This is a genomic window from Streptomyces sp. NPDC058335 (genome assembly GCF_042723915.1).
Lineage (GTDB): Bacteria > Actinomycetota > Actinomycetes > Streptomycetales > Streptomycetaceae > Streptomyces.
This window is the reverse complement of the sequence record NZ_JBHXHX010000030.1, coordinates 1-22,570: the sequence shown is the minus strand read 5'-3', so window position 1 is coordinate 22,570 and position 22,570 is coordinate 1. Positions and strand designations below refer to the sequence as shown.

At 69.6% G+C, this 22,570-nt stretch carries 21 protein-coding genes and 7 pseudogenes; 15 read left to right on the top strand and 13 right to left on the bottom strand.

All coding sequences use genetic code 11. The features are described 5' to 3' along the window. Window positions 1-296 precede the first annotated feature (296 nt). From ACFWJX_RS37710 to ACFWJX_RS37700, 3 genes and pseudogenes are all read right to left on the bottom strand, one after another. A pseudogene (locus ACFWJX_RS37710) lies at window positions 297-776 on the bottom strand (DNA primase); the annotation flags it as partial. Next, window positions 773-1,051, bottom strand: a complete 279-nt coding sequence (locus tag ACFWJX_RS37705) for a hypothetical protein (protein ID WP_383251150.1) — start codon at window positions 1,049-1,051, stop codon at window positions 773-775. The pseudogene ACFWJX_RS37710 and the gene ACFWJX_RS37705, both read right to left, overlap by 4 nt. A 315-nt stretch (window positions 1,052-1,366) precedes the next feature. Then, window positions 1,367-1,735: a hypothetical protein gene (locus ACFWJX_RS37700; protein WP_383251148.1), complete on the bottom strand. Its 369-nt coding sequence runs from the start codon at window positions 1,733-1,735 to the stop codon at window positions 1,367-1,369. 1,146 nt (window positions 1,736-2,881) lie between these two features. Here ACFWJX_RS37700 and ACFWJX_RS37695 point away from each other — a divergent pair. After that, window positions 2,882-3,436: pseudogene (locus ACFWJX_RS37695) on the top strand (transposase); the annotation flags it as partial. Window positions 3,437-3,516: 80 nt separating this feature from the next. On the opposite strand, the gene ACFWJX_RS37690 reads toward ACFWJX_RS37695, so the two are convergent. Then, the gene (locus ACFWJX_RS37690) at window positions 3,517-4,329 is read right to left on the bottom strand and encodes a helix-turn-helix domain-containing protein (protein WP_383251146.1); all 813 of its coding nucleotides are present in this window, start codon (window positions 4,327-4,329) and stop codon (window positions 3,517-3,519) included. A 193-nt stretch (window positions 4,330-4,522) separates the two neighbouring features. Here ACFWJX_RS37690 and ACFWJX_RS37685 point away from each other — a divergent pair, with 193 nt between their 5' ends. From ACFWJX_RS37685 to ACFWJX_RS37660, 6 genes are all read left to right on the top strand, one after another. Further along, window positions 4,523-4,918, top strand: coding sequence for an MmcQ/YjbR family DNA-binding protein (locus ACFWJX_RS37685; protein WP_383251144.1), 396 nt, complete (start codon window positions 4,523-4,525; stop codon window positions 4,916-4,918). Between the two features lie 94 nt (window positions 4,919-5,012). After that, entirely contained in the window at window positions 5,013-5,312 is a 300-nt protein-coding gene (locus ACFWJX_RS37680; protein WP_383251143.1) for an MmcQ/YjbR family DNA-binding protein, read from the top strand. Between the two features lie 74 nt (window positions 5,313-5,386). Continuing rightward, window positions 5,387-6,697, top strand: coding sequence for a replication-associated recombination protein A (locus ACFWJX_RS37675; protein ID WP_383251142.1), 1,311 nt, complete (start codon window positions 5,387-5,389; stop codon window positions 6,695-6,697). 113 nt (window positions 6,698-6,810) lie between these two features. After that, the gene (locus tag ACFWJX_RS37670) at window positions 6,811-7,566 is read left to right on the top strand and encodes an SDR family oxidoreductase (protein WP_383251140.1); all 756 of its coding nucleotides are present in this window, start codon (window positions 6,811-6,813) and stop codon (window positions 7,564-7,566) included. A 40-nt stretch (window positions 7,567-7,606) separates the two neighbouring features. Then, window positions 7,607-8,299 (top strand): TetR/AcrR family transcriptional regulator, encoded by a 693-nt coding sequence (locus ACFWJX_RS37665; protein WP_383251138.1) that lies wholly within the window; start codon window positions 7,607-7,609, stop codon window positions 8,297-8,299. A gap of 290 nt (window positions 8,300-8,589) precedes the next feature. Next, window positions 8,590-8,907 carry a hypothetical protein gene (locus ACFWJX_RS37660; RefSeq protein WP_383251136.1) on the top strand — a complete coding sequence of 106 codons (318 nt, stop codon included), beginning with the start codon at window positions 8,590-8,592 and terminating at the stop codon, window positions 8,905-8,907. A gap of 34 nt (window positions 8,908-8,941) precedes the next feature. Here ACFWJX_RS37660 and ACFWJX_RS37655 read toward each other — a convergent pair whose 3' ends face one another. Continuing rightward, window positions 8,942-10,054 (bottom strand): alkene reductase, encoded by a 1,113-nt coding sequence (locus tag ACFWJX_RS37655; protein ID WP_383251134.1) that lies wholly within the window; start codon window positions 10,052-10,054, stop codon window positions 8,942-8,944. 112 nt (window positions 10,055-10,166) lie between these two features. Here ACFWJX_RS37655 and ACFWJX_RS37650 point away from each other — a divergent pair, with 112 nt between their 5' ends. After that, entirely contained in the window at window positions 10,167-10,520 is a 354-nt protein-coding gene (locus tag ACFWJX_RS37650) for an ArsR/SmtB family transcription factor (protein ID WP_383251132.1), read from the top strand. Window positions 10,521-11,953: 1,433 nt separating this feature from the next. Here the strand turns inward: ACFWJX_RS37650 and ACFWJX_RS37645 are convergent. Beyond that, window positions 11,954-12,055, bottom strand: a complete 102-nt coding sequence (locus ACFWJX_RS37645; protein WP_383251254.1) for a helicase associated domain-containing protein — start codon at window positions 12,053-12,055, stop codon at window positions 11,954-11,956. Between the two features lie 140 nt (window positions 12,056-12,195). Here ACFWJX_RS37645 and ACFWJX_RS37640 point away from each other — a divergent pair, with 140 nt between their 5' ends. Next, the gene (locus tag ACFWJX_RS37640; protein ID WP_383251130.1) at window positions 12,196-12,600 is read left to right on the top strand and encodes a RidA family protein; all 405 of its coding nucleotides are present in this window, start codon (window positions 12,196-12,198) and stop codon (window positions 12,598-12,600) included. Between the two features lie 62 nt (window positions 12,601-12,662). Here ACFWJX_RS37640 and ACFWJX_RS37635 read toward each other — a convergent pair whose 3' ends face one another. Continuing rightward, complete coding sequence (locus tag ACFWJX_RS37635) at window positions 12,663-13,220, bottom strand: hypothetical protein (RefSeq protein WP_383251128.1); 558 nt, start codon at window positions 13,218-13,220, stop codon at window positions 12,663-12,665. Between the two features lie 83 nt (window positions 13,221-13,303). After that, window positions 13,304-13,909, bottom strand: a complete 606-nt coding sequence (locus tag ACFWJX_RS37630; protein ID WP_383251127.1) for a hypothetical protein — start codon at window positions 13,907-13,909, stop codon at window positions 13,304-13,306. Between the two features lie 185 nt (window positions 13,910-14,094). Between ACFWJX_RS37630 and ACFWJX_RS37625 the strand changes: the two are divergent. Next, window positions 14,095-14,259 (top strand): annotated as a pseudogene (locus ACFWJX_RS37625) (GlsB/YeaQ/YmgE family stress response membrane protein); the annotation flags it as partial. A gap of 535 nt (window positions 14,260-14,794) precedes the next feature. Here ACFWJX_RS37625 and ACFWJX_RS37620 read toward each other — a convergent pair. Then, entirely contained in the window at window positions 14,795-15,469 is a 675-nt protein-coding gene (locus ACFWJX_RS37620; RefSeq protein ID WP_383251125.1) for a LysE family translocator, read from the bottom strand. Window positions 15,470-15,798: 329 nt separating this feature from the next. Further along, window positions 15,799-16,380: a helix-turn-helix domain-containing protein gene (locus ACFWJX_RS37615; RefSeq protein WP_383251123.1), complete on the bottom strand. Its 582-nt coding sequence runs from the start codon at window positions 16,378-16,380 to the stop codon at window positions 15,799-15,801. Window positions 16,381-16,497: 117 nt separating this feature from the next. Between ACFWJX_RS37615 and ACFWJX_RS37610 the strand changes: the two genes are divergently transcribed. Continuing rightward, on the top strand, window positions 16,498-16,701 hold the full coding sequence (locus ACFWJX_RS37610) for a hypothetical protein (protein WP_383251121.1): 204 nt from the start codon (window positions 16,498-16,500) through the stop codon (window positions 16,699-16,701). 286 nt (window positions 16,702-16,987) lie between these two features. On the opposite strand, the pseudogene tpg (ACFWJX_RS37605) reads toward ACFWJX_RS37610, so the two are convergent. After that, window positions 16,988-17,199: pseudogene (gene tpg / locus ACFWJX_RS37605) on the bottom strand (telomere-protecting terminal protein Tpg); the annotation flags it as partial. 47 nt (window positions 17,200-17,246) lie between these two features. On the opposite strand from tpg (ACFWJX_RS37605), the pseudogene tpg (ACFWJX_RS37600) reads away from it, so the two are divergent. Beyond that, window positions 17,247-17,591, top strand: a pseudogene (gene tpg / locus ACFWJX_RS37600) (telomere-protecting terminal protein Tpg); the annotation flags it as partial. On the opposite strand, the pseudogene tap reads toward tpg (ACFWJX_RS37600), so the two are convergent. Then, window positions 17,591-19,792: pseudogene (tap, locus tag ACFWJX_RS37595) on the bottom strand (telomere-associated protein Tap). The pseudogenes tpg (ACFWJX_RS37600) and tap overlap by 1 nt on opposite strands. Before the next feature lie 316 nt (window positions 19,793-20,108). Further along, on the bottom strand, window positions 20,109-20,510 hold the full coding sequence (locus ACFWJX_RS37590) for a nuclear transport factor 2 family protein (RefSeq protein WP_383251120.1): 402 nt from the start codon (window positions 20,508-20,510) through the stop codon (window positions 20,109-20,111). A 164-nt stretch (window positions 20,511-20,674) separates the two neighbouring features. Here ACFWJX_RS37590 and ACFWJX_RS37585 point away from each other — a divergent pair, with 164 nt between their 5' ends. The 3 genes and pseudogenes from ACFWJX_RS37585 to ACFWJX_RS37575 all read left to right on the top strand — a co-directional run. Beyond that, entirely contained in the window at window positions 20,675-21,286 is a 612-nt protein-coding gene (locus ACFWJX_RS37585) for a TetR/AcrR family transcriptional regulator (RefSeq protein WP_383251118.1), read from the top strand. Between the two features lie 159 nt (window positions 21,287-21,445). After that, a pseudogene (locus tag ACFWJX_RS37580) lies at window positions 21,446-22,121 on the top strand (carboxylesterase family protein). A 138-nt stretch (window positions 22,122-22,259) separates the two neighbouring features. Then, window positions 22,260-22,570 (top strand): SAM-dependent methyltransferase (locus ACFWJX_RS37575; RefSeq protein ID WP_383251116.1); only part of this gene is annotated, 311 nt, incomplete at its 3' end.

The window sequence follows — 22,570 nt, the reverse complement described above, 5'->3', positions numbered from 1 at the left end:
GGGGCAGCCTGCCCGAGCCCGACGACACCGGTATGCCGGACCGGCCGCGATGGAGGCAGGCCACCTTCCAGGCCTGGCAGCACATTGGCCGGGAGTTCCGTAGCAACCTGCACGGCTCCGCTCAGCACGACAGCACCGAATCCGGCTGACCGGCGCTCGGGGCCGCCCATAGGCTGCGGCTATGACGACCGAAAACCTCGCCCATGACAACGACGCTGACGCTCCAGCCTGAATCACCGTTCACGGCCTTCCGCGACCCGATTCAGAGGACTCGGAGAGAACATGCCTGGACGACCGTAGGGGTCGCCGTCGAGGGTGTCGGGGTCGACGGACAGGTCCGGGGAGGCCTTGGCCTGGGCGAGGAGGGCCTTCATGCCGGTGGTCGAGAGGGTGCGCTTCTTGTGGTGGTGGAGCTCGCGGTCGCTGAAGAGTCCGCGGGGGTCGGTGTCGGGCATGTCCTCGGCCATTTCGCCGGCAGCCCACAGGGCGGCTTTCTCGCCGCCGGTGCGCTTCCAGCGGTAGCCGTCCCAGGAGAACCAGCCCAGGCCTTCGACATGGCGGAACTGGTCGCGGTAGAGCTTGACGAACAGCTTGGCGTTGCCGCGGTCGGTGAGCGTTCCGGGCAGCGGGGCCGGCAGCGCCCAGGTCGGCGTGGCGAGGGGGGAGGTGTGGGCCTGGGCGGGCAGGGTGGCCGACTGATGATCTGTCTGTTCGAGGTCCAGCATCTGCTGGGCAGCGGCGGTGGCGTCGAAGCGTGGCGTCTCGGCGCTGCTCATGAACGTCCTTCGAGGTGGAGCGGGCGGGCGGACCCGGCGGCGAGGGCGTCGTCGATGATGCGTTCGTTGCGGGCACTCTGCCAGGGGCGCGCGGTCTCGGCGGCCTCGCGCAACACGGCGCGCGCGGCGGGTTCGTCAAGGTGCCCGGCGGCCGCCAGTCCTCCGGCTGTGTAGGCGGCCTTGTTGAGCTTCTCGGTGAAGGCGGCGCCCTCTGGCGTGGCCGCGCACTCGGCGACCTCAAGCAGCAGCGGGTCTAGTACGCGGTGGGCGCGCACTGGAGTGCGGGGACGGCGGCTGCGGGGAATCGCGGGCCGTGAGGAGGCTGGCGGCTTCTGGATCGTGTGTCCCGTCCGCACAAGTTCTTCGCCTAGCCATTCGGGCAGCGGTGCAGGCAGGTGCGATGGCCCTTCGCGCAGGTAAGTGTGACGATCGTGCCGGACGGCACGGCCAGCAGCGCCCCGACGACCTGCCCGTCACGGTTCTGGGCGACCAGCGGCAGGGACATCGACGCCGCTGCCGGCCGCAGCCTGTCGGCCGTCGCCGCCCGCACGAGGGGGCCGGTCAGGTGGGCACCCGCGAGAGCATACGGGTCAGAGGCCTGCGCAAATCTTCCGTGACTTGGCGATGTCCTTCTTGACCTGATCGTCGAACTCGAAGACCTGCTGGTGGCGGTAGGCAGCGCGGCGCAGCGCGTCCGCGAGGGGCTTGTACGCCGGGTCGGCCGCGGCCGCTGCCTCGGACAGAACCACGGCTCCGTTCCACCGGTAGCGCGCCACCTCGCCGTCGTCGCCCTTAACCGCGTACTTGGAGACGTCGAAGCCGGCGAGGGCGTTGCACGCGCCCCGTGCGTCGGCCGCCGGACCCGAGCTGATGCTTAGGTCCTCGCCCGAGCCGGTCAGCGCCCAGGCCGTGCCCGCGCCTGCGCCGCCCACCAGCAGACCGACCAGCAGAGCGGCCACCAGTGGCCCCCTGCTGCTGGCGGGCGGGGTGATCGGCGAGGGCGAGGCTGGTGGAACGGGGGCTTGAGACGGCTGCTGAGGTTGCATGTGCACGACCATAGCGTGCCGTGTGGATGCTTCCACCGGCGAATGTTGACGGGGAGTTGGGATCAGCTCCGGCAAGCCGAACAGGCCACGCTCAGCGAGCCCCTCGACGGCTGCCCAGCTGTCGGGTTCGCCGATGCAGAGTACAACTTGGGGAGTCCCGAGTACCTCCCAGGTGTCCAAGCGGCAGTCGTCGACGGAGACAACCACCTCCTGGATCCACGGTCTTGCACCCGGGTCCCGGTGCATTCGTGCATCACGGTTTCGAAGGAGTCGTCGAGCTCGAACGTCTTGACGCGGGTTGCTGTGGCCTTGCCGTCCGGCATGAGGGTGAGCGTGCCGCCCTTTCCGTCGGACCATCTCCCAGCGGCCCCTTCAGCGCCCAGCAGTGGAGGTTCGTATCCGATGTCGGCGTACAGGCTGATCACGGCGAACGAGCCGGCTGCGGCGACAGCGACTGTTCCGTACGTCGCCACCCGTCCGAACATTGCGCCACCGGACACATACGGGCGGTCTGGGAGCAGCAGTCAGCGGGCGACCAGCGCGCCGTGGCGGCGAGCGCGGCCGTCACAGCGAGCCATCCTCCCAGGCCCGCCAGGGGCTTGGCCTCACATGCGTGGGGATGGTCCCGCGAGCGGCACGCTGTCGACGTCCTTCAGGTGCTGCTTGGGAAGATTCCGGCGCCACCGGCTGCGATGGCGGCCAGGTGCTGCTGTTCCCTGTTGCCCACGTCATCCCCACTTGCGCCGGTTAGTTGGGACGTTTTTTGAGTGGCATACCGGAGTCGGTGAAAGTGCTGAGAAACGGGCCTTGCATGGGAGAAACTCGCAGGTGATCGACTCTGCTCCCCGCGCCCGCCGATGGTCCCTCAACCTGCGGATACTGTCCGCAGAGTGCCGGCTGCTCCCCGCACGTGCGGGGGTAGCTCCGCTTGTCATTTATGGTCCGGCGTCGAACGCGGCTCGAACTTGGTCGGCGTTTTCGCAGTTCAGCGGACGAGAAGGCAGCCCCCGTCTGATCCTGTGCTCCGTCACAGAGTGGATCAGCACGAAGGCCGTGTCCGTGAGTTTGGTGCACCAGAGCGTCCTGCGGGATGCGTTCGCGGAAGTGTCACACTTCCGATCGGAGCTGTATGCGTGTCTGACCGCAAGGGGCGACGCGTTGTTCGAGTCGTGTGACGCGTTGCTGTGCACGGACGGGCCCGTGCGAACGCTGGTCGATCTCGCGCTCGCACCCGAACACCGCCGTGGGCACGGGGCTCTGTACGGCGGACTCAACAAGGGCCGGATCGATGTCGCCCGGCTGCGTCGGGCCTTGGTCAAGGTGCCGTTGCCGCGGGCGGCGGACGGCCGGCTCGTGCTGGCGGTGGATGTCTCGCCGTGGCTGCGGCCGGACGCCAACACGTGTGCTGACCGGGCCTTTTGCCGCACGTTCGGCCGGGGTGAGGGCAAGCATCAGATGGTGCCCGGCTGGCCGTACTCGGTGGTGGCCGCGCTGGAGAGTGGCCGCACGTCCTGGACGGCGGTGCTGGACGCGGTCCGCCTGGAGCCCGGCGCCGACGTCACCCTCACCGAGGCCGATCTCGCCGCGATCCACGAGATCCTCCCGACCGGCGGATTCGGCGCCCGCTACGCCGAAGAGCACATCCCCAACTGGGTCTGACCCCAGCCTGATCGGCACACCTACCCACGCGTTGCCTACCAGGCCGCGTAGGCGGCAGGGGTGAGGCCGGTGCGGTCGCGGAAGAAGCGGCCGAAGTTCGCGGGGTCGGTGAAGCCGAGGTGGACGGCCACCGTCCGGGCATCCCACCGGGCGCCTCCCAGCAGGCGCCGGGCTTCGAGGAGGCGGCGTTCGTCGATAAGTTCACGTACGCCCTTGCCGGTGGCGTCCCGGGCGGCGCGGCTGAGGGTGCGGACCGAACAGCCGAGCAGTTCGGCGTAGTCGGCGGCTTGGTGCAGCTCCCGGAAGTGCAGCTCCAGGGCGTCTTGGAAGCGTCCGTACCTGTCGGTGCGGCCGGTGCCGGCGGTGGCCGCACCGGTGGGGGTGATGCCCGGGACATTGGTCAGGCGCAGCAGCAGCGCTTCGAGCAGGCTACGGCGCAGGGCGTGGTGGATGTCGAGGGGGCGGCGCCCGAGTGCGCGGTGTTCGTCCAGGAGCTGGAGTGCTGTCTGCTGGAGCCAGGCGGCGTCGTCAGGTTGCGGGCTGAGCACGGCCGGGGCGTCGTGCGCGGTGAGCGGGGCCAGCAGACGGGCGATGTCGGGCCGCAGCACATCCGGTTCGAACAGGACGAACGGGCCGCGGGCGGAGCCGGGCGGATGCCAGCACAGCGTGTGTCCGGGACGAACCCAGAGCCACTGGCCGGGGGCGACGGTCCGCGTGACGTGGTCGACGTCGTGCCGCAGCTCGCCCTCGGTGACCGCGATGAGGTAGTGGAAGGTGGCGCGGACCGGACGGGGCGGGTTCCACGGCCAGTCGTCGTGCTGGGCGAAGAAGTCCTCGATGGTGTTCACCTCAAGGCCGTACGGAGTACCGACCGGGGGCTGGAAACCGTACAGCGGAACCGCGGCCGGCCCGGCCTGCCCGCTCGAGCTGGGGTGTCGCTTGTCGACCATCACGTGTCCGCAGTCTACCGCCCTCCTTGTCGGGTTCGAGGGAAGGATGGGACGCGCCGCCGCGACCACCTCTTGAGGAAGGCACCACCCCATGAACGGAACGGACCTGCACAAGACTGCCGCCGACTGCGCGGAGGAACTCCCCGGAGCCCAGCTGGAGCACCCCTTCGGCCCCGACTGGGAGGTCTACAAGGTGCGCGGCAAGGTGTTCATGCTGATGACCGACGTCCCGGGGCGTCCCGTCGTGATCCTCAAGGCGGACCCCGGCGAGGCCGACGCGCTGCGGGAGCAGTACAGCCACATCACCCCCGGCTACCACATGAACAAGAAGCACTGGATCACCCTAGAGAGCGGAGAAGGCGTCGGAAAGGAGCTCGTCGGGGAGCTCGTCACCGACTCCTACCGGCTCGTCGTCGCCCATCTGCCCAGGGCCGAGCGGCCCGTCGACCCCCGCACCTACGGCACCGGCACACGGGCGGCCCGGTGAGCGCGGCCGGCGACCGCCTCCAGGACACCGCCCGCCAGGCGGCCCTGGCCCTCCCCGACGTCAGCCACGCTACCCCTTCACCCCCGGACTCGACGTGTACAAGGTCGCGGGCAAGGTGTTCCTGATCGTCACCGACGGCCCGGACGATCAGATCATCACGGTCAAGTGCGAGCCCGAACACGCCCGCGCTCACGTACGCGGCTACGCCTCGATCACACCGGACCGCTATCTCGACAAACGCCACTGGATCTCGCTCGGGCCAGGCCCCGGCATCACCGAGCGGCTGGTCACCGACGCGGTCGAGAACTCCTACGACCTGGTCGCCGAGCGGCTGCCGCGACGCGACCGGCCCCGGTGCCCGATGAGCGCCGCGAACTTCCCCGCGAGCGGCTGATCCGACGTCTGTCAGTGTCCCGTGCAAGGCTCGCCACGTCCGCACACGCCCGCCTCCCACCACCCGAGAGACCGATGGAACCGACAGCGACCCTGCCGCTCTTCGGCGAGGAGCCCGACCGGCCCCTCGCCGACCGCCTGCGCCCCACCCGGCTGGAAGATGTCGTCGGGCAGGACCACCTCCTTGCCCCGGACGCCCCGCTGGGCCGCATGGTCGCCCAGCAGCGCCTCAGCTCCGCCATCCTGTGGGGCCCGCCCGGCGTCGGGAAAACGACCATCGCCCGGCTCCTCGCGGACGCCGGCAACCTGGCCTTCGAACCGGTGTCGGCCACCTTCTCCGGCGTCGCCGATCTGCGCAAGGTCTTCGCCGCCGCACGAAGCCGACGCGGCATCGGCCAGGGCACCCTGCTGTTTGTCGACGAGATCCACCGCTTCAACCGTGCCCAGCAGGACAGCTTCCTGCCCTACGTCGAGGACGGCACCGTCACCCTGATCGGCGCCACCACAGAGAACCCGAGCTTCGAACTCAACGGCGCCCTCCTCTCCCGCACCCAGGTCCTCGTCCTCAAACGCCTCGACGAAGCCGCACTGTCCACACTCCTCGACCGCGCCGAACAACTCACCGGCCACCATCTGCCCCTGGACGACGACGCCCGCCGCGCCCTGATCGCCATGGCGGACGGCGACGGCCGCTACCTCCTCAACATGGCCGAACAGCTCCAAGCCCTCCCGGACACCGAAACCACGCTGGACACCGCCGGGCTCGCCCACCACATCCAGCAGCGGGCCCCGCTGTACGACAAGGCGCAGGAGGGCCACTACAACCTGATCTCCGCGCTGCACAAGTCGATGCGCGGCTCCGACCCGGACGCGGCCCTGTACTGGCTCGCCCGCATGCTCGACGGCGGCGAGGACCCGCTGTTCGTCGCCCGCCGCCTGGCCCGCTTCGCGAACGAGGACATCGGCATGGCCGACCCCCACGCCATCCAGCAGGCCCTCGCCGCCTGGGACGTGTACGAGCGACTCGGCTCCCCCGAGGGCGAGTTGGCGATCGCCCAGGCCGTCGTCTACCTCGCCACCGCACCCAAGTCCATCGCCGTCTACCGCGGCTTCAACGCCGCACACCGATCAGCCCGGCACACCGGCTCACTCATGCCACCCGCCCACATCCTCAACGCCCCGACCCGGCTGATGAAAGACCTCGGCTACGGCAAGGACTACCAGTACGACCCGGACACAGCCGACAGCTTCTCCGGTGACGACTACTTCCCCGATGACATGGGCCGCGAGACGTACTACCAGCCCACCCGCAACGGCTACGAAGCCCAGATCACCGAGCGCCTGCGCCACTGGGCCGCTCTGCGCGCCCGCCGGCAACGCGGCTGACCGGCCGACGCGTCGATGGTAAGTGGATCGACTTGCCTCATGGGTGGCTCAGGGGCTACCTTCAGATGGTGAGTCCATCGACTTACCTAACGCCTCGGCAAGGAACAATCAACATGAATCGTCTTGCGGGCAAGCGCGCCCTCATCACCGGCGGCACGAGTGGGATCGGTCTGGAGACCGCGCAGCGTTTTGTCGCGGAGGGGGCCGACGTGCTGGTCACGGGCGTAACCCCGGCCAGCATCGACAGGGCGCGGCAGGTCCTCGGGGACAAGGTGCCGGTGGTACAGGCCGATGCACGCGATCTCGATGCGCAGCGCGGCCTGGCGGAGCGGGTGCGTGAGCACTTCGGGGAGCTGGACGTGGCGTTCCTGAACGCCGGCGTATCGGACTGGCGGCCGTTCGAGGACCACACGGAGGACAGCTTCGACCGGCTCTTCGACATCAACGTCAAGAGCGTCTTCTTCCTCACGCAGGCCCTGGTGCCCGTGCTGGCCAACCCGTCCTCGGTAGTCCTCAACGCCTCCAACAGCGCGCACGGCGGCTACGGGCAGTCGAACGCCTACGCCGCGACGAAGGCGGCTGTCGGCTCCCTGATGCGGTCGTGGAACGCGGACCTGCTCAAATCGCACGGCATCCGGTTCAACGCGGTCAGCCCCGGCCCGGTGAACACCCCGCTCTACTCCAAGCTCGGGATCGAGGACCCCGCGGTGCAGGCGGCGGTCCTGGAAGGGATCAGCGCCGGCATCCCGCTGGGTCGCATGGGCATGCCCGAGGAGGTCGCGGAAGCCGTCGTCTACCTGGCCTCCGACGCCTCCGCCTTCGCCGTGGGCCAGGACCTTATCCTGGACGGTGGCCAGACCGTTCTCTGACAGCGAGGACGCGGCCGCGAGACGGGCGAGGAGCGTGGGCATGTCGGTGGCGGACCGTGACCGAACGGAAACCGGTGGCGACACGTGCCAGGCCGGGTATCACGCGCAGATCAAAGCGGAGAACCGCGCGCGCATCATCCGCGCCGCCCGCGACCTCTTCCTCGCCCGGGGATACGACAAGACCTCCCTGGCCCAGATCGCCCGAGAGGCCCGCGTCTCCACCGGCACCCTCTTCAAGCGGTACCCCTCCAAGGCCGCGCTGTTCGCCGCCGTCACCTCCGAACAGTGGCAGCTCGACGTGCAGTACGCCGCACCACCCCCGCCCGGTGATCCCCGGTACGGTCTGGACCACATCGGCCGCGACTACGCCTGCCTGATCGGGCGGCCCGGCACGGCGGCACTGTGCCGCCTCATCATCACCGAACTTCCCCAGATGCCGGAACTCGCCGACATCGTCGGCACCGGCTTCGCCATCGACCGCGGACCCTTCTTCGACCGGCTCCGCGACTACCTGGACACCGAAGCAGAGGCCGGCACACTCGACTTCCGTTCGGCCGACGGACAGACACAGCAGACCTCCGCAGTGGCCGAACAGTTCCTCGGCATGATCTGCGGCCAACTCCTGTGGCCCCAACTCGTACGCACCGACTACGTCCCGCCCGACCCCACCGACACCACGATCGTGGACGAAGCCGTCGCCCTCATGCTCACCCGCTACCGCACCGGATCCTGAACCCAGGACGCGGCGGCAACTGCCGGCCGACCGCAGAAGCGTCTGACGCAGAGTGGTGGCCCCCACGTGAGTCGGCCGGTCTGGCGGAGCGCTCGGATCCAACAGGCGAGTCCGCCCCCGTACGAAACCACCGACCAGGCCCCGTTAGGAGGATTCGGGCACGGCCGTGAGACTACGCCTCTGGCCACGCCGCGAGACGGCCCGACAACCACCAGGTCGCAGCATCGCAGTTTGCCGGGGGCAGCGAGTCCCTACAACCAGGCTAAAAGCGGCCCAAGCACCCCGCACCCATGCAGCACACCCACGCGCAATCGCCCCAGCAAGTCATCGCGGGACTCGACTGGGGCGACGGCATCTCCGCAGTGGAAGGCATGGCGGTGACCTGGGCCCTGCCTCAGCCGATGATCGCCACCCCGACGCCCAGCCCCGACCTGCCGCCCGGTAGCGATGTGCTCGACGAGGTCACCGAACGCAGGCTGCTGACCAGGAACCTGCGGACCGCCAACGCCCTGACGGACCCGACGGTCCTCGAGCCGGTGATCGCCGGTGTGACCGCGGGCTCAAAGGGGCGGGCACAGTGTCGCGGGTCGGGAGCTGTCCATGGGTGAGTGGGGCTGCCGCACACAGGCGTGACCGTGGGCCTCAAGCCGCTTCGAGGAAGGGGTAGTCGGTGTAGCCCTCGGCGGCCGGCCCGTAGAACAGTTCCGGCCGCGGCTCGTTCTCCGGGTGGCCACCCTGCCAGCGCTCGACCAGGTCGGGGTTGGCGATGAGGGCCCTGCCCACGACCACGGCGTCGGCGTGGCCGGCCTCGATCTGCTGGAGCGCCTGCTCGCGGGTGGTCTGCCCCCCGAAGGGGCCGTTGTTGACGATCAGCTTGCCGTCGAAGCACCGCCGCAGCTCCTGTACAAGGTCGCCGCCCGGCTCGGTATGCAGTACGGAGAGGTAGGCCAGGCCCAGCGGGCGCAGTTGGTCGAGCAGAGTGCCGTAGGTGGCCAGGACGTCGTCCCGGTCGGTCTCGAAGACGTCGCCGAGGTCGACCTCCGGCGAGATCCGCAGCCCGACCCGCTCGGCACCGACGGCCTGGGCGACCGCCGTGACGACCTCGATGACGAAGCGGGCGCGGTTCTGCGGCGAGCCGCCGTATCCGTCGGTGCGCTGGTTGGCCGCCGGGGAGAGGAACTCCTGGAGGAGGTAGCCGTTGGCGCCGTGGATTTCCACGCCGTCCGCTCCCGCCTCGATGGCCCGGCGGGCCGCAGTGACGATGTCCTCCAGGGCTGCCCGGATCTCTGCGGTGGTCATCACTTCTGGTACGGGGTAGGGCTGCTCGCCCTTCTCGGTGAACGTCTTGCCGTCGATGGCGATCGCGCTGGGGGCGAGGATGCGGCGGCCACCGTTGATGTCGGGGTGGGTGCCGCGGCCGGCGTGCATGATCTGCAGGACGATGCGGCCGCCCTCGGCGTGCACCGCCTCGAACACCCGCTGCCAGCCGGCCGCCTGCTCGTCGGTGGCGATGCCCGGCTCACCGACATACCCCTGCGACGCGTAGTCGGGGTAGGTGCCCTCGGTGATGATCATTCCGACGCTCGCCCGCTGCCGGTAGTACTCGACCATGAGGTCCCCGGGGATCCCGGAGGAACCGGCCCGGACCCGGGTCAGCGGTGCCATGACAATGCGGTTGGCGAGCTCCATCTTCCCGAGAGAGACAGGGGAGAAAAGCGACGGCGTGGGCGAAAGTTCTGAAGTGCTGACAGACACGGGCGTCCTCTTGCGATGCGATGGGGAACGGAATGAAGGCCATCCCGTTCCTCCACCGTAACTCATGTACGCGTCGACGCGTACATGTAGCTCTGCGCGTTATCCTTCCCTCATGGCCAGCCGCACTTCGTCCCCGCTCGTCCACCCCGACGTAGAAGACTTCGACCTCTTCAAGATCATGAACGCGCTGACCGACGAGCTCCGACTCACCATCGTCGTCACTCTCGCCGCCTCACCCGGTCTGGCCTGCAGCGGCTTCAACAGGGACGTCACCGCGTCCGTGCTCACCCGTCACTTCCGCGTCCTGCGCGAGGCCGGTCTCATCCGGCAGCACGACGTCGGCACCCGCCGCATCAACACCCTGCGCAAGGAAGAACTGGACCAGCGGTTCCCCGGACTGGTCGACCTCGTTCTGAAGGAGAGCGTCGGCCGCGTGGAGCCCTACACGAACTGCGACAGCGCGTGACGCTTCGCAGTGAGCCGCTGTGGACGCGACGAACCGGTTCCGCCGCAGCGGCTTGACGCATACGGCCTGGTCGGCCCTGAACCGGGTGACGAACGCGACCGCCTCACACCACGGCGTCGGACACGTGAACCGGCGCACCACCGCCTCGATCGCCCCGATGCCGGGCGCGCCGCCACGTGAATCGGTGGACGGTGGTACCGGCCGCGTATCCGGTGACCAACTCACCGCCCGTCTCCGCGGCCGGGCTCGGCGCGATCGCCGATCTGGGCTTCGTCGGCCTCGACGACAGCGGCCCGGTTGCCGACGGCCGACCCGGCGGTAATCCGCTACAAGGCTGCCCGGAACCGGCCCCTGACCCACGGGCAGAAACTGTCCCAACACGGCGCTCGCCGCAGTCCGGGCGCCGGTCGAGCACGGCTTCGCGCACCTGAAGAACTGGCGCGTGCTCGGCATCCTGGACGGCACCGGCCCGGCTGGGATCGAGACCCGCATCAGGGCCCTGCACGCGGCCGCCCGTGATCTGGCGCCGTCCGGCTTCCGGCGCGACGTCATCGTCCTCGCCGCACCGCTGGTCGACCTGCTCCACGACCCGGACCGGAGAGTCAGCTGGAGCGGCCCGCAGCATCTGTACGCCTCACCCCGGCCTGCGCAGAGGACATTGCGCAGACACCACGGCCGCCAAGACCCCGGAGCAACGCCGGCCGGCGGGGTCGCTGCCCGGGCAGGGGGTGTGGTGGGTACGCAGCGCGCACCGGCCCGTCTGGCTGAGCCCGGGCCTGCGACTGCTGGCACCCGCCTATGAAACGGACGCGGGTTCGGGCCGGGCGGCAGTACCGGCCGCGGGGCGGAGCCGGGAGGGTGGCGAGCGGAGCCGGCCGTGCCACGGCGCACCGGGCACGGCCAAGGCCTTCCGCGGCGGCGCGAGGAACTGTTCGCGAAGGCTCAAACACGCGCAGGCCCACGCGGCGCGGTTGGGACACCTGGCACTCCCCCACACCGGCGGCCGCACCGGTGCGGGGTTCGATCTGGGCCGGTGGCTGGCCAACCGGCGTGCCGACGCAGGATCGCTGCCGCTGGCAGGCGGCGCAGCTCGACGCACTGGACACCTGGTGGAATCCGCCCTGGCCAGTCGACTGGCAGCGTGCCTGGTCCGCGCCCGCGCCCACGTGAGGGAGCGCTGGCTGGCCGGTGCACGGCGGGGACAACCTGCAGGGGCTGCCGCGCTGGCTCGAGCGGTGGCTGCGTCACCAGATCGCCCACTACCCGCAGCTGCACGACGGCCAGCAGCAGCTGCTCACCGACCTCGGGCTGACTGTGGCCGAAGCCGAGCGGTTCGACGCCTGGCCAGGCCGGCGGCGCCCGGCCGCCGACGGCCTGGCCCTTGTCCTGGCCTACGCGTATGCGGTCCGCCATGGCCACGGCGACGACCACGCCTACCTCATCCCAATGGCGAAGAGCTGCTCGATTCGCTCCGGCGTCAGCGTCGCGGCCCGGGTCCGTTGCTTGCCGACCCACGCACCCAGCGGATCAAACACGGTGCGGCCCGTTTTCTGCACGCAGAGAACAGTACGACTTCACTGTGAGACAAGCGTTGTTCATGCGGACCTGTAACTTCTTCGGCCAAGGGGCTCATCTGTGACTGGCGCCCCCGCACACTACTTCAAGGGAGTGAGTCGTGAGTTCTCAGGTGAAGGAATTTGGTTTTGGTATGCCGTGGGAGTCGTTGTACGGGTACAGCCAGGCCATCCAGGTCGGTGACACGGTTTACGTGTCCGGGCAGCTGTCCCACGACCATCACGGCGACTTCGTGGGTGCAGACGACTTCGAACTGCAGGTCCGCACCACGCTGGGAAACCTGGACCGGGTGCTGAAGCAGTTCGGAGCCGAGCGTAGCCAGATAGTGGAGACCACGGTGCTGGTGAGGAATTTGCGGGAGAACTTCCATACGACCGCACGCCTGCACGCCGAGTACTTCGGAGAACACCGGCCCACCAGCACGGTCATGGGTATTTCCGATCTGGCGCTGCCGGACCAGCTCGTGGAGATTGGCGCACTTGTGCGTCTCGACATGAAGTCGTAGGCAGGAGGCCGATCGAGCACGTCATCTTCTTCGGCGCCACGGGCTGAGCAGCCTGGCAGTTGTCACTTGTCGCAGTGCTCGGCCGGCTCCTGCCTGGCTGGCACGACGCCGAGTTCCTCGCCGTTATTGTCCTCTCTTTCATACTCGGGGGCACGGAGCCCTTCCGGGTCGCGTAGCCATTGCCGTCCATTGCTGTCGAAGAACTGGACCCCTCGGAGAGGCGCACCGGCGGGCGAGATCCCGAACTTCAGCAAGTAGCCATCGATGGAGCGAGAAGAGAAGATCAGCGGAGTACATGACGGGATGGCATAAATGCCCATATAAATCCACTCATACTTGGATGGATCAATACCGGCGTCTGGCGCATAGAACCATAAGTCGAGCCGGGTTACCGGATCCAGCGAGCGGTTTACCAAGACCACCGGATCACTGACCGTTGGGTCACTGGCCGTCGCCGCTTCCGGCTGATCCCAGTAGCCCACCCGTGCGGCCTGTCGCCTTGACCGGTCCTGCTCCAGCTGCCGTCGTGTGGCGTCCACACTCGAGGACGCGACCGTGGCGCTGAAGAAGAGGCCGACCGCCGCCGCGGCAGCGGACAGCGCCGTTGCCCAGGGCGCCACGGCATGGCCAGAACCACGCGCCCCCTGCTCCGGAGGTGCACCGTCACCTGGTGGATGCCGGTGGGCAGACCTTCGAAGCGCCGTTACGGTGGTGAGGTTGCTCGATGCACAACCTCAGCATGGGCCCCAGACTGCGGCCCCTCTGTTGGAGGCGCCGGAAGGCCGGGATGGTCTGGCGAGGAGGCGTGGGAGGCCAAGTCCGCCGCGGGATCTCGGGATGCATCAGCCGAGGCGGAACGGGGCAGGCCGTCATAGGCGGAGAGCCGGTACGCGACGGTGCGACGGGCCTCCTGCTCCTCATCGCTCACCCCATCAGAGGTCAGCGGCAAGACCGCAGCCTCGTACACCGCGATGCTCAACAGGACCACGTCGGCGATCCCTTCCACATAGCCGTCGCTCCCGGCCGCGCAGATGGAAGCCACTGCGGGCCGAGGGCGAACGAGCGTTCCGAATCCTGCGCCCAGGCCCGCAGTGCCCGCGCCCACCACGTCACCCGCCCAGCCGACCACGACAGAGCCGAGACAGGCTCCGTTCCCCATCAGGAATCGGTGCAGCGCAGTCTCCAGGTCTTCGGCCAGCACGGCGGCCGGGCGCCCGGCACTTTCCTCGATCTCACGCTCCCGCTGAGCCTCGTCGCTGTATTGCGGAAGGTCACCGCCGGCTCGCGCACGCTCGGCTTCTGCTTCCACACGCGCACGCGGACATGGAGAGGCCGACAGAGCGCCTCTCTCCTCGCGGATCAGGAGTCGGCACGGCCGGATTCGGGAGAAGACGTTCGTTCGAGCGCGATCGGTGCAGACGATGAGCTGATACAGCCTTTACATGACGAAGCGGAGAGGCACCTGGGCATCATCGCGTAAATCATCAGCGGCCACTGCTCGGCGGCTGGCTCGGCAAGGTCATCTTCGGCGTCGACTCCATCGACGGGTTCTTCGACCTCTCCACCTGGATCGCCGCGATCGCCGGCTCCGTCATCCTGCTCGCCCTCTACCGCCTCGTCACCGGCAACCGGCACTCGCACCGCCACGCGACCCGCTAAAGGCATACCACCCCCGGACACACCTGGACGGCTCCCTTCCCTGTTCACAGGAAGGGAGCCGTCAGCGTGTAACGGCCGGGCCACCCGGCGGCCCGCCCATCGGTTGCCGACGTCCGGGTCCACCGCGTCCTGCCGCCGTCCCAACAGGTACCTGCGCAGACCGGTGGCATGACCAAGGTCCCGAGACAGCACAGCTAGAGATCGGCCGAGCCCGACGCGCTGGGGCGCCGACGGTGTGCACCGTCCTGGCGGCGTCGCTGGTCGACCTGCTCCATAACGGGCCTGCATAGCATCTGCAGGCTTTTCCGCCAGTGCCTCGTTCGTGAACCGGAGCGTGCTCACGAACCGCTCCGTCCTGCGCCGCATGACGCCACTCTTTGGAGTTCGGGCCTGAGCTCTCCTCGATCCGATCCCCCGCAGGCTGTCGATCTCCCCGCTCCCCTTGCTCGCCGCCGTTCTCGCAGAACTCTCATCCGGCCTCGGCGGCGCCGGTCCTCGGTCCTGCGCGAGGAGATGGCGGGCAGGGGACCGAACCTCAGGCTGCCACGGCCACCCCGATGCCGATGGCGATGAACAGCCAGCCCGTCGTCAGTTCCCAGCGGTGGCGGGCCTTGGGGCGGTCGAGGAACGCCCGTAGCCGCGCGGCGACGGCGACAAGGGCGAACCAGTAGGCGACGCCGATGATGATGTCCAGGGTGCCGAGGAAGAAGATCTGCCGCGATGTGGAGCCGCCACCGTGGACGAACTGCGGCAGGATGCTCAGGAAGAACAGCGCCGCCTTGGGGTTGAGCACATTGGTGAGGAAGCCCTGGGTGAAGCCGGCCCGCCACCGGCCGTAGGCCGGGCCGTCCTCCGCCGGGGTTCGCGGGTCAGCGCCGTCCTCCAGGCCGCTGGCCGCTTCTCGCCCGGCGGCCCGCTGACGGGCGGCTCGTCGCGCGGCCAGTACGGCCCTGACTCCCAGGTAGACGAGGTAGGCGGCGCCCAGCAGCTTGATGGCGTCGTAGACCGCCGGGGAGCGGGCGGCGATCAGCGACAGTCCTAAGGCGGCGGCGAGCATGTGCACGCACAGTCCGGTCTGGGCGCCCAACGCCGCGGCCCGGCCCTTGGCGGGATCCTCCGTGGCCGATCTCACCACCACGAGGAAGTCCGGGCCGGGGACCACATACGCCAGCAGTACTACGCCGAAGAAGCCGACGAGGTCGACAGACATCCGTTCTCCCTTTCGCCGACTCTGTGGCCGGTTCGCCGCACGAGGGTCTGCGACGTCCGTGGACGGCACAGAGTCCGAGAGGTTGTGTCCCCAACCCCTCTCCTGCCGAGTCGCCCTCCCGTCCTGGATCACACCCGCATTGCAGCGCCGAGGCCCGTGATGTGTCCGGGGTGGGGCAGCTCTCTCCGGCCGCGGTGACAGTGAGCCGGTCGGCGGCTTCGGCGTCGGTCATCAGCGGCATCTGAGGCAGATAGGCGTCGCTCGACAACTCCTGGGCCGGCCGCCACACCGTCGGCAGCCCTGGCGCGCCGGCGAGCGCTCCCTCTTCATCACTCGGTCGGATCCGGCTTGCATGCCTCGCACGGCACCGCCCAGCCCTCTCCCAGGACGGGCTGGACGGCCTCCCAGCACGCCCGTGTCCTGCCCGTCGACGAGGTACCCACCAGCACCACGAACCCGCTGCGGCCGGCCTTGGCGTCCCGCACCGCATCGGCCAGCACCCGGTCGTGTTCGCGGGTCACGTACCCGGGCAGCACCCGTGCTGCGGGAGTGTCGGAGGCCGCGGCGGTCTCGCCGGGCCCGGCGGGGTGGACCTCCAGGTCGTGCGGCTCCCACTCCCCGACCGGACGCCCCGGCCCGCCCGTGGGAATCGTGCCCGACTCCTCGGCCGCGGTCCGCTGCAGCATCAGTAGTTCCTGCACCGGCAGCCGCAGCGCGCCGGCCAGCGCCGCCACCGTCTTCGAAGAAGGTACGGGCTTCGTGGGCGAGAGCGCCTCCGACACGGTGGTGCGCGCCAGTCCCGCCCGGGCGGCGAGCTGCGTCTGGGTCAGCCGGGCCCGCGCCAGCCCGCCGGCCAGTCTCTCGCGCAGTTCGGTGAGCGCCCGATGGTGGCCGTTCTGCTCGTCGTGCACGTACTTTCCCCCTGACACCTGGTGTGTCCGCCGGTGTCCATCTTCGTTCCGGCGGACCACGGCGCACACCGTTTCCGCGACCTTCGGCCACGTCAACACCCATCATGTCCAGGGAGCTTGCCGCGACCCGTCGCTGTCGTCCTCCTGTCCATCGCCCTCGTGCTCGTCGTCGCGCTGCTGGTTGCGGCCTTCGCGGGCAAGCTCGCCCGCATGGACGGTGGCACCTACCCCGCCGCCCTCGCCCGCGCCGCCACCGCCTTCGCCGCGGTCATCGCCCTCGCCGCCGTCGTGACCGCAGCCCTCGCCGCCCTGTCCACCTGAACCAACCCACACACCGGTTTGCGGCCGGTGACACATTTCGCCCGGGCCCCCAACCTGCCGCTTCCGCCGCCGCATGGCATCCCGGAGCGTCCACCGGACCGCCGAACTGGTGTAAACCGACTGAGTGAGCAACCGGCGACAACTACAGTCCCCGCCCATGACACCTGCGTGGTGAACGACGCAACTGCTGACCGTGCTCGCTCGGTCGCAGACGACCTGGTCTCGGCAGGCGACACGCCAAGGGTCCGTGCTCAGAAGGCGGTTCGGGCCCTTGCTGCTGGGAGACCTACAGGTCGAACTCGAGGTGCTCGACGTCGGTGAAGCGGACCTCCTCCAGGCTTCCGGTGCGGCGGCCGCCGTCCTGGAAGTACACCTCCTTGAGCGCTTCGGCAGCGATCTCCCGGAGGTGTTGCTCGGTGGCGCCCGGTTCTGGGCGTCGAAGAGGCGGGCGGCGTGCTGCGGGGGCAGGGCGACGGTCAGGTGCCGGATGCGGTCCTGTCAAGGACGGGCAGGTCACGGACAAGGACAGCGGGGAATAGCAGGCGATGAGCATGTTCGCAGACGGCCTGGACCAGGCGGTGCAGAAGGCGTTCACCCGCCCGTCCCGAAGAAGCGCGGGCGCGCAGATGCGGTACCTGGTCAAGCAGTGCAAGGGCACCAGGGCCGTCGCCCAGATGCTGCGGATCTCTCAGCGCACCGTCGACCGGTACGTGAAGGACCAGATCAAGAAGCCGCGTCCGGACCTCGCCGCGCACCTGGAGCGCGAGGTGAAGAGGCGGTGGCAGCCGCAGATCCGCGCCAAGGCCAAGGAACGGGCGGCGACCACCGGCGGCATCGTCATCGACACCCGCGCCCGCCTCGGCTACACCGCGCCGATCGGATCGACCGACTAACGGGCGAGGTTGAGCTCCGGGGCGTTGAACCGCTCGCGGATCTCTTCACCCCACAGGACGGACTGGGTGCCCTCGTGCTTGACCAGGCCCGGGTTGATGCCGAGTTTGAAGCCGCCGGGCAGGGGCTTGCCGTCGCGGTAGGGCAGGAAGTCCAGCGGTGACGTTCCGTCGGCTGCGTAGACGACGCAGTCCGAGAGGACCGCGACCGGGTACTGGCCGGTGAACGCCGCGTGCTTGACGATCTTGCGGTGCAGGTTGATCCGGGTACGGGAGATGACCGCCGCGCGGATGTCCGGCCGCCACGTCGGCCGGGCAAGGGCCCGCCACGGCTGCCCGGGCTTCCACCCCTCACCACGCGGCCGCTCGCGCAGCTTGCCCAGACCGCCCTTGACCGTCGCCTCGACCGCCGAGACGACGATCGCCAGCTTCGGGCCACGCTCCTTGTAGCCGTCCATCGCCGCGAGGAAGTCGGCCGGCTCCATGTCCGCGTGCCCGCCGAGGTCGGCCATCGTGGCGAGGAAGGCGTCACGGAGCCGCTGGTACCAGCCGTCCAGGTAGCGGGCGTTGTCGTAGCGGACCCACGCCTCCAGCGGGCGCACCTCGTAGCCCAGCTCCACCGCATAGGCGACGGTGGGCGTCGCGTACCAGGCCGGACCCTCCGGTTGCTCGCCCGACGGCGTGAACCGCGAGGGCAGCAGACTGGCGTCCAGGTCCGCCCACTTGTCCTTGCCGACCCTCACCCGCGACAGGTCGACGTGGGACAGGTCCACCAGCCACGAGCCGGGCAGCTTCGCATCGAACACCGGCGCCGTCACATGCGTCGGCGCGCCGAGGCCGACGACCAGGCCGTTGGCGCCGGCGGCGAAGGCCATGTTCACGTCGATGCCGACCAGATGCCGCAGGGTGCACTCGGCATCCGTCATAGGCCGCGCCCAGTCGTACGCCTCCTCGAACAGCTTCTCCCCGGGGCCGCGCACGTGGAAGCGCGGCAGATCCGCCAGGAGCGGGTGCCCGTCGGGGGCCTCGCACGGCGCACAGTCCACCGGATCCTTGCCCAGGCTGCCGGGGTTGTGCTCGGAGTGCCGCCTGCCGTCGGCGTCCGGCTCGGAGGCGCGAGTCGGCGGGTGCAGGGCGGTCATGAGCTCCAGACCGGTCACCGCGGTCGAACCGCGCGGCGTCATCACCCGCGACGCGTACACACCCAGCACCCGGGCAAGGTCCGGAGGCGGGAACTGCCCGGCGTAACCCCAGCTGCGGGGATCGAGCGCGTTCCATGAGGGGATGCACAGCTGTACGCACTGGCGGTCCGCACCGGTGGCCGGAAGGTAGATCCGCGCCCACGGCCCCAAGCCGCGCTTGGTGAGCTTCCACTCCGCGCGCACCAGCTGCTTGATGACCTTGTGGTCCTCCGGGATCCGCCCGGCATGACGCTCCTCATCGGTGAGAGCGACGGGGAGACCGTGGCGCTCCAGCGCGGATGCGGTGAGTACGAGCAGAGGGTCGGCGTCCTTGCCCGGACCGGACAGCTTCGGCTGACCGAACCTGGCTTCCTTCAGCGTCTACTCCACCAGGGACGGCAGGCTCTTGGCGGGCACCTCAAGGACCAGGCCACCGACGCAGTACGCCACCACCTGGCCGTCGGCGTCGACATCGACGACCGCCAGCGGACCGTTCTCAAACCGCGGATCCGTGCCGCCCGCAGAAGTCGCGGCCGGGGCCGCCTTCCGTACGACCGGACGACGCGACACCATCGACGACGACGGCCTGGCGGTACGCGCCGGACGCGGCGCAGCCGGCCGGAGTTGGGGCAACGAAGCAGAGGCAGGGGTTGGGGTGTTCCCGGTCCGAAAATTCTCCGTTGCCGTCACGGCCGCAGCCTCGGAGACCCGCGCTGCGGCCGGAGTCCGGACTTTCGGAGCGGGGGCGGGCTCGCCGGTGGACCCCTCGGGCACCGCAGGGTCCTTCTCGGGGGCGGCGGGGGTGATAGGGGCGGGGTAGAGCTCCGCGAGCTGCTTGAGCATCCGCCCATACGCGTCACGCTCCGGCGGCCGGGGCTCGGTTTGAGAGTTCGGTCTGGCCCGCGTTCGCGACGGTGCCTGGATGACGAGTCCGGTGCCCAGATACCGGTCGCCTCGTCGAGCTGCTTCGTCCACCGGGTCCGCTCCGCACGGACGCGGGCACGCATCTGCTGCATCCATCCATCGGGCGGCCTGCTCCTGCACCGCCCGGAGCCGGGCCCCCGCCGAAACGATCCTGAGCATCGACGCCAGGAACTTGTCCCGGGCCTGGTGGAACTCCCGATCCTGCGCTTGGGGCCTCCAGCCGCGGCACCACGAGCCACCCGGTCCCCACCGTCGTGACCAGCGCGGTCACACCAGCGCGAACCCCTACTGTCTCCCACATCCCCGGCTCCAACGCCGTCCCCGGACGTGCCCCACGCGCCGGGGAGCCACGGCGCGTGGGGCACCGTCCCACGGCTCCGGCAATCCGCCACGAGGCGGGGCGCTGCGTGATCTACCGGATCGCGGTTGCCTGGGACCACACTGCTTGCCACTGGTCGCCGGCGTTCTCATAGGTGTCGGTGTGCCAATAGCTCGCGCGGGGGACTCGGTGGTGCCCGAAGATCACCTCCAGCGTGGCCTGGTAGCGGATGACGGCGGCGTCCCCGAGGACGCGGACGTCGATGGGGCCGGGTTCCCATTCCACGTAGTCGATGTCTCGGGTCGCGATCGCCCGGAGGTATGCGTCTTTGGACAGCACATGGCCGACGGGGGTGACGAGCTGGAAGTCCGGTGCGTGTAGTTCGGAAGCGGCACCGATGTCGCCCGCGACGAGCGCGCGGAGTCTCGCCCGCTCGACCTCGCGGATCTGCTCGGCGATCGCACCGCCGACCGGGACGGCTGCTGTCTGTTCCATGGTTGCACTCCTGACGGGTTGAGAGGCTGGGCACGGGGCGCGGAACACCCCCGATGGCCGGGTCGGCTCCGGGAGCACCTCTGCGGCTTACGGTTGGACGGACTGGCAACTTCCGTCCAATTGGACTTGTTGACGCTGAGAGTACATGGCGTCAGGATGTCGGCATGGCGGACGACCGAACAGAACACATCCTCGATGCCGCACTGACCGCTTTCTGTCAGTACGGCTACGGCAAGACCACCATGCAGGACATCGCCCGCGCCGCCGGGATGTCCCGGGCTGCTCTGTACCTGCATTTCCCCAGCAAGGAAGATCTCTTCCGGGCAGGGTCCCGCCGGGCGCACGCCCAGGCGCTCGTTGAGGTGGACACGGCTCTCGCCGAGCAGGGCGACGTGCTGTCCCGAGTCGATGCCGCGATGGCCGCCTACTTCGGAGGACTCCTGGCGCAGATCTCGTCGAGCGTGCACGGGGGGGAAGTCCTCGACGCGAGTCTCGATGTCGCCGGGGACGTCGTCAGGGAGGCCCATGCGGCCCTGGTCGCCCGGCTCGCCTCCGCGCTCGAGGCCGCCGCGGCAGCGGGCGAAGTGCAGTTCTCGACCTCCGACGCGACCGCCGAGGACATCGCGCTTCTCCTCCTCGCGGTCGCGGACGGGCTGAAGAAGACCACCACAGACCCGCGGTTGCGGCAGGAGCGGAAGGCGTTGTTCCTCCGACTGGTGCACGCGGGAATCGCACCCCCGCGCCACCCGCTCTCAGAAGACAACGCCCCGCGCTGACGTCACGCACTGCCCGCGCCCCTCCCCGACGCCCCAGGAGCTCACCACGGCGACCGAGTATGACTCAACCGTCTCCGCCGGGTGGTCGAGATGTCGTGAGGACGACGACGGGCCCAGGTCCGAGGGCTCGGCACGGGTGGCATCGCGGGGTTCAAGGGAGTGCTGTACGCGGCAGCCCCCAAGGGGGCGCTCCCCTTCGGTGCCCCGGCGCCGGCCGCTCCGTGGGACGGGGTCCGCGACTGCGTCGGATTCGGCGATGCCCGGCCGCAACTGGCACCGGCACCCACCGCGCCGTCGGCATGGCAGCCCGGTGCCGGGCTGGACTGGCTGACGCTGAACCTATGGAGCCCGGACGTCGGCACGGCGGGCCTGCCGGTCATGGTGTGGATCTACGGCGGCGTGTGGAAGCAGCGCTCGTCGAGCATGGATCGTGATCGTGACCTTCAGCTACCGCGTTGGTTTCGAAGGTTTCGGGCACCTGCCCGGGGCCACGGACAACCGCGGGCTGCGCGATAAGATCGCCGCCCTGGAATGGGTGCGGGACACCATCGCCGCGTTCGGCGGCGACCCCGCCAGCGTAACTTCGGCCAGTCCGCCGGTGCCGCCTCCACTGCCTGCTAACGTCCGCACCCGCCGACCGACGCGCCGCGACGACGAGGCGTCCGGGCTTCAGGGCGCGAGGGCGCAGCAGTTGAGACAGCGCGGTATGAGTCACCGAGGCAGTGTCTCGACACCCATGACAACACGGTACTCACTTACGATCGGCCACCCCGTGGCCCCTCCTGTATGGCACCAGCGCCCACACCGCCGGGGAGCTGGTCCGGCTCGTCGGTGACCGCCAGGTCCTCGGGCACGATAGAGAGCAGGAGGGTAGATCGGCGCTCGGCAGCGAGCCAGAGAACGAGATGGCGTCCGGCGGCGAGCGGGACGGCGTGACGAGGCGGCTCGGCGACGAGCCCGAGGAGGGGACACGATGACGGCACCCGACGCACCCGGTACGGCCGATGCCGAGCAGGTCAACTCCGCGATGTGGCACACCTACGGGGCCCACCACCTCGACCGGGCCACGCCCCTGCCCGAGGTGGACGAGATCGCCTGGGGCCCGGCGGGAACAGGGCCGGGGGACGCTGTCCTCGGCGACCTGACGGGCCTGCGCGTGCTCGACCTTGGCTGCGGCCCGGGCCGGCACGCCGCCCACCTCGCCCGCACCCATCACGCCGCCGTGGACGCCGTCGACCTCTCACCGACTCAGATCGACCGCGCACAGGCGCGCTACGGCGACCT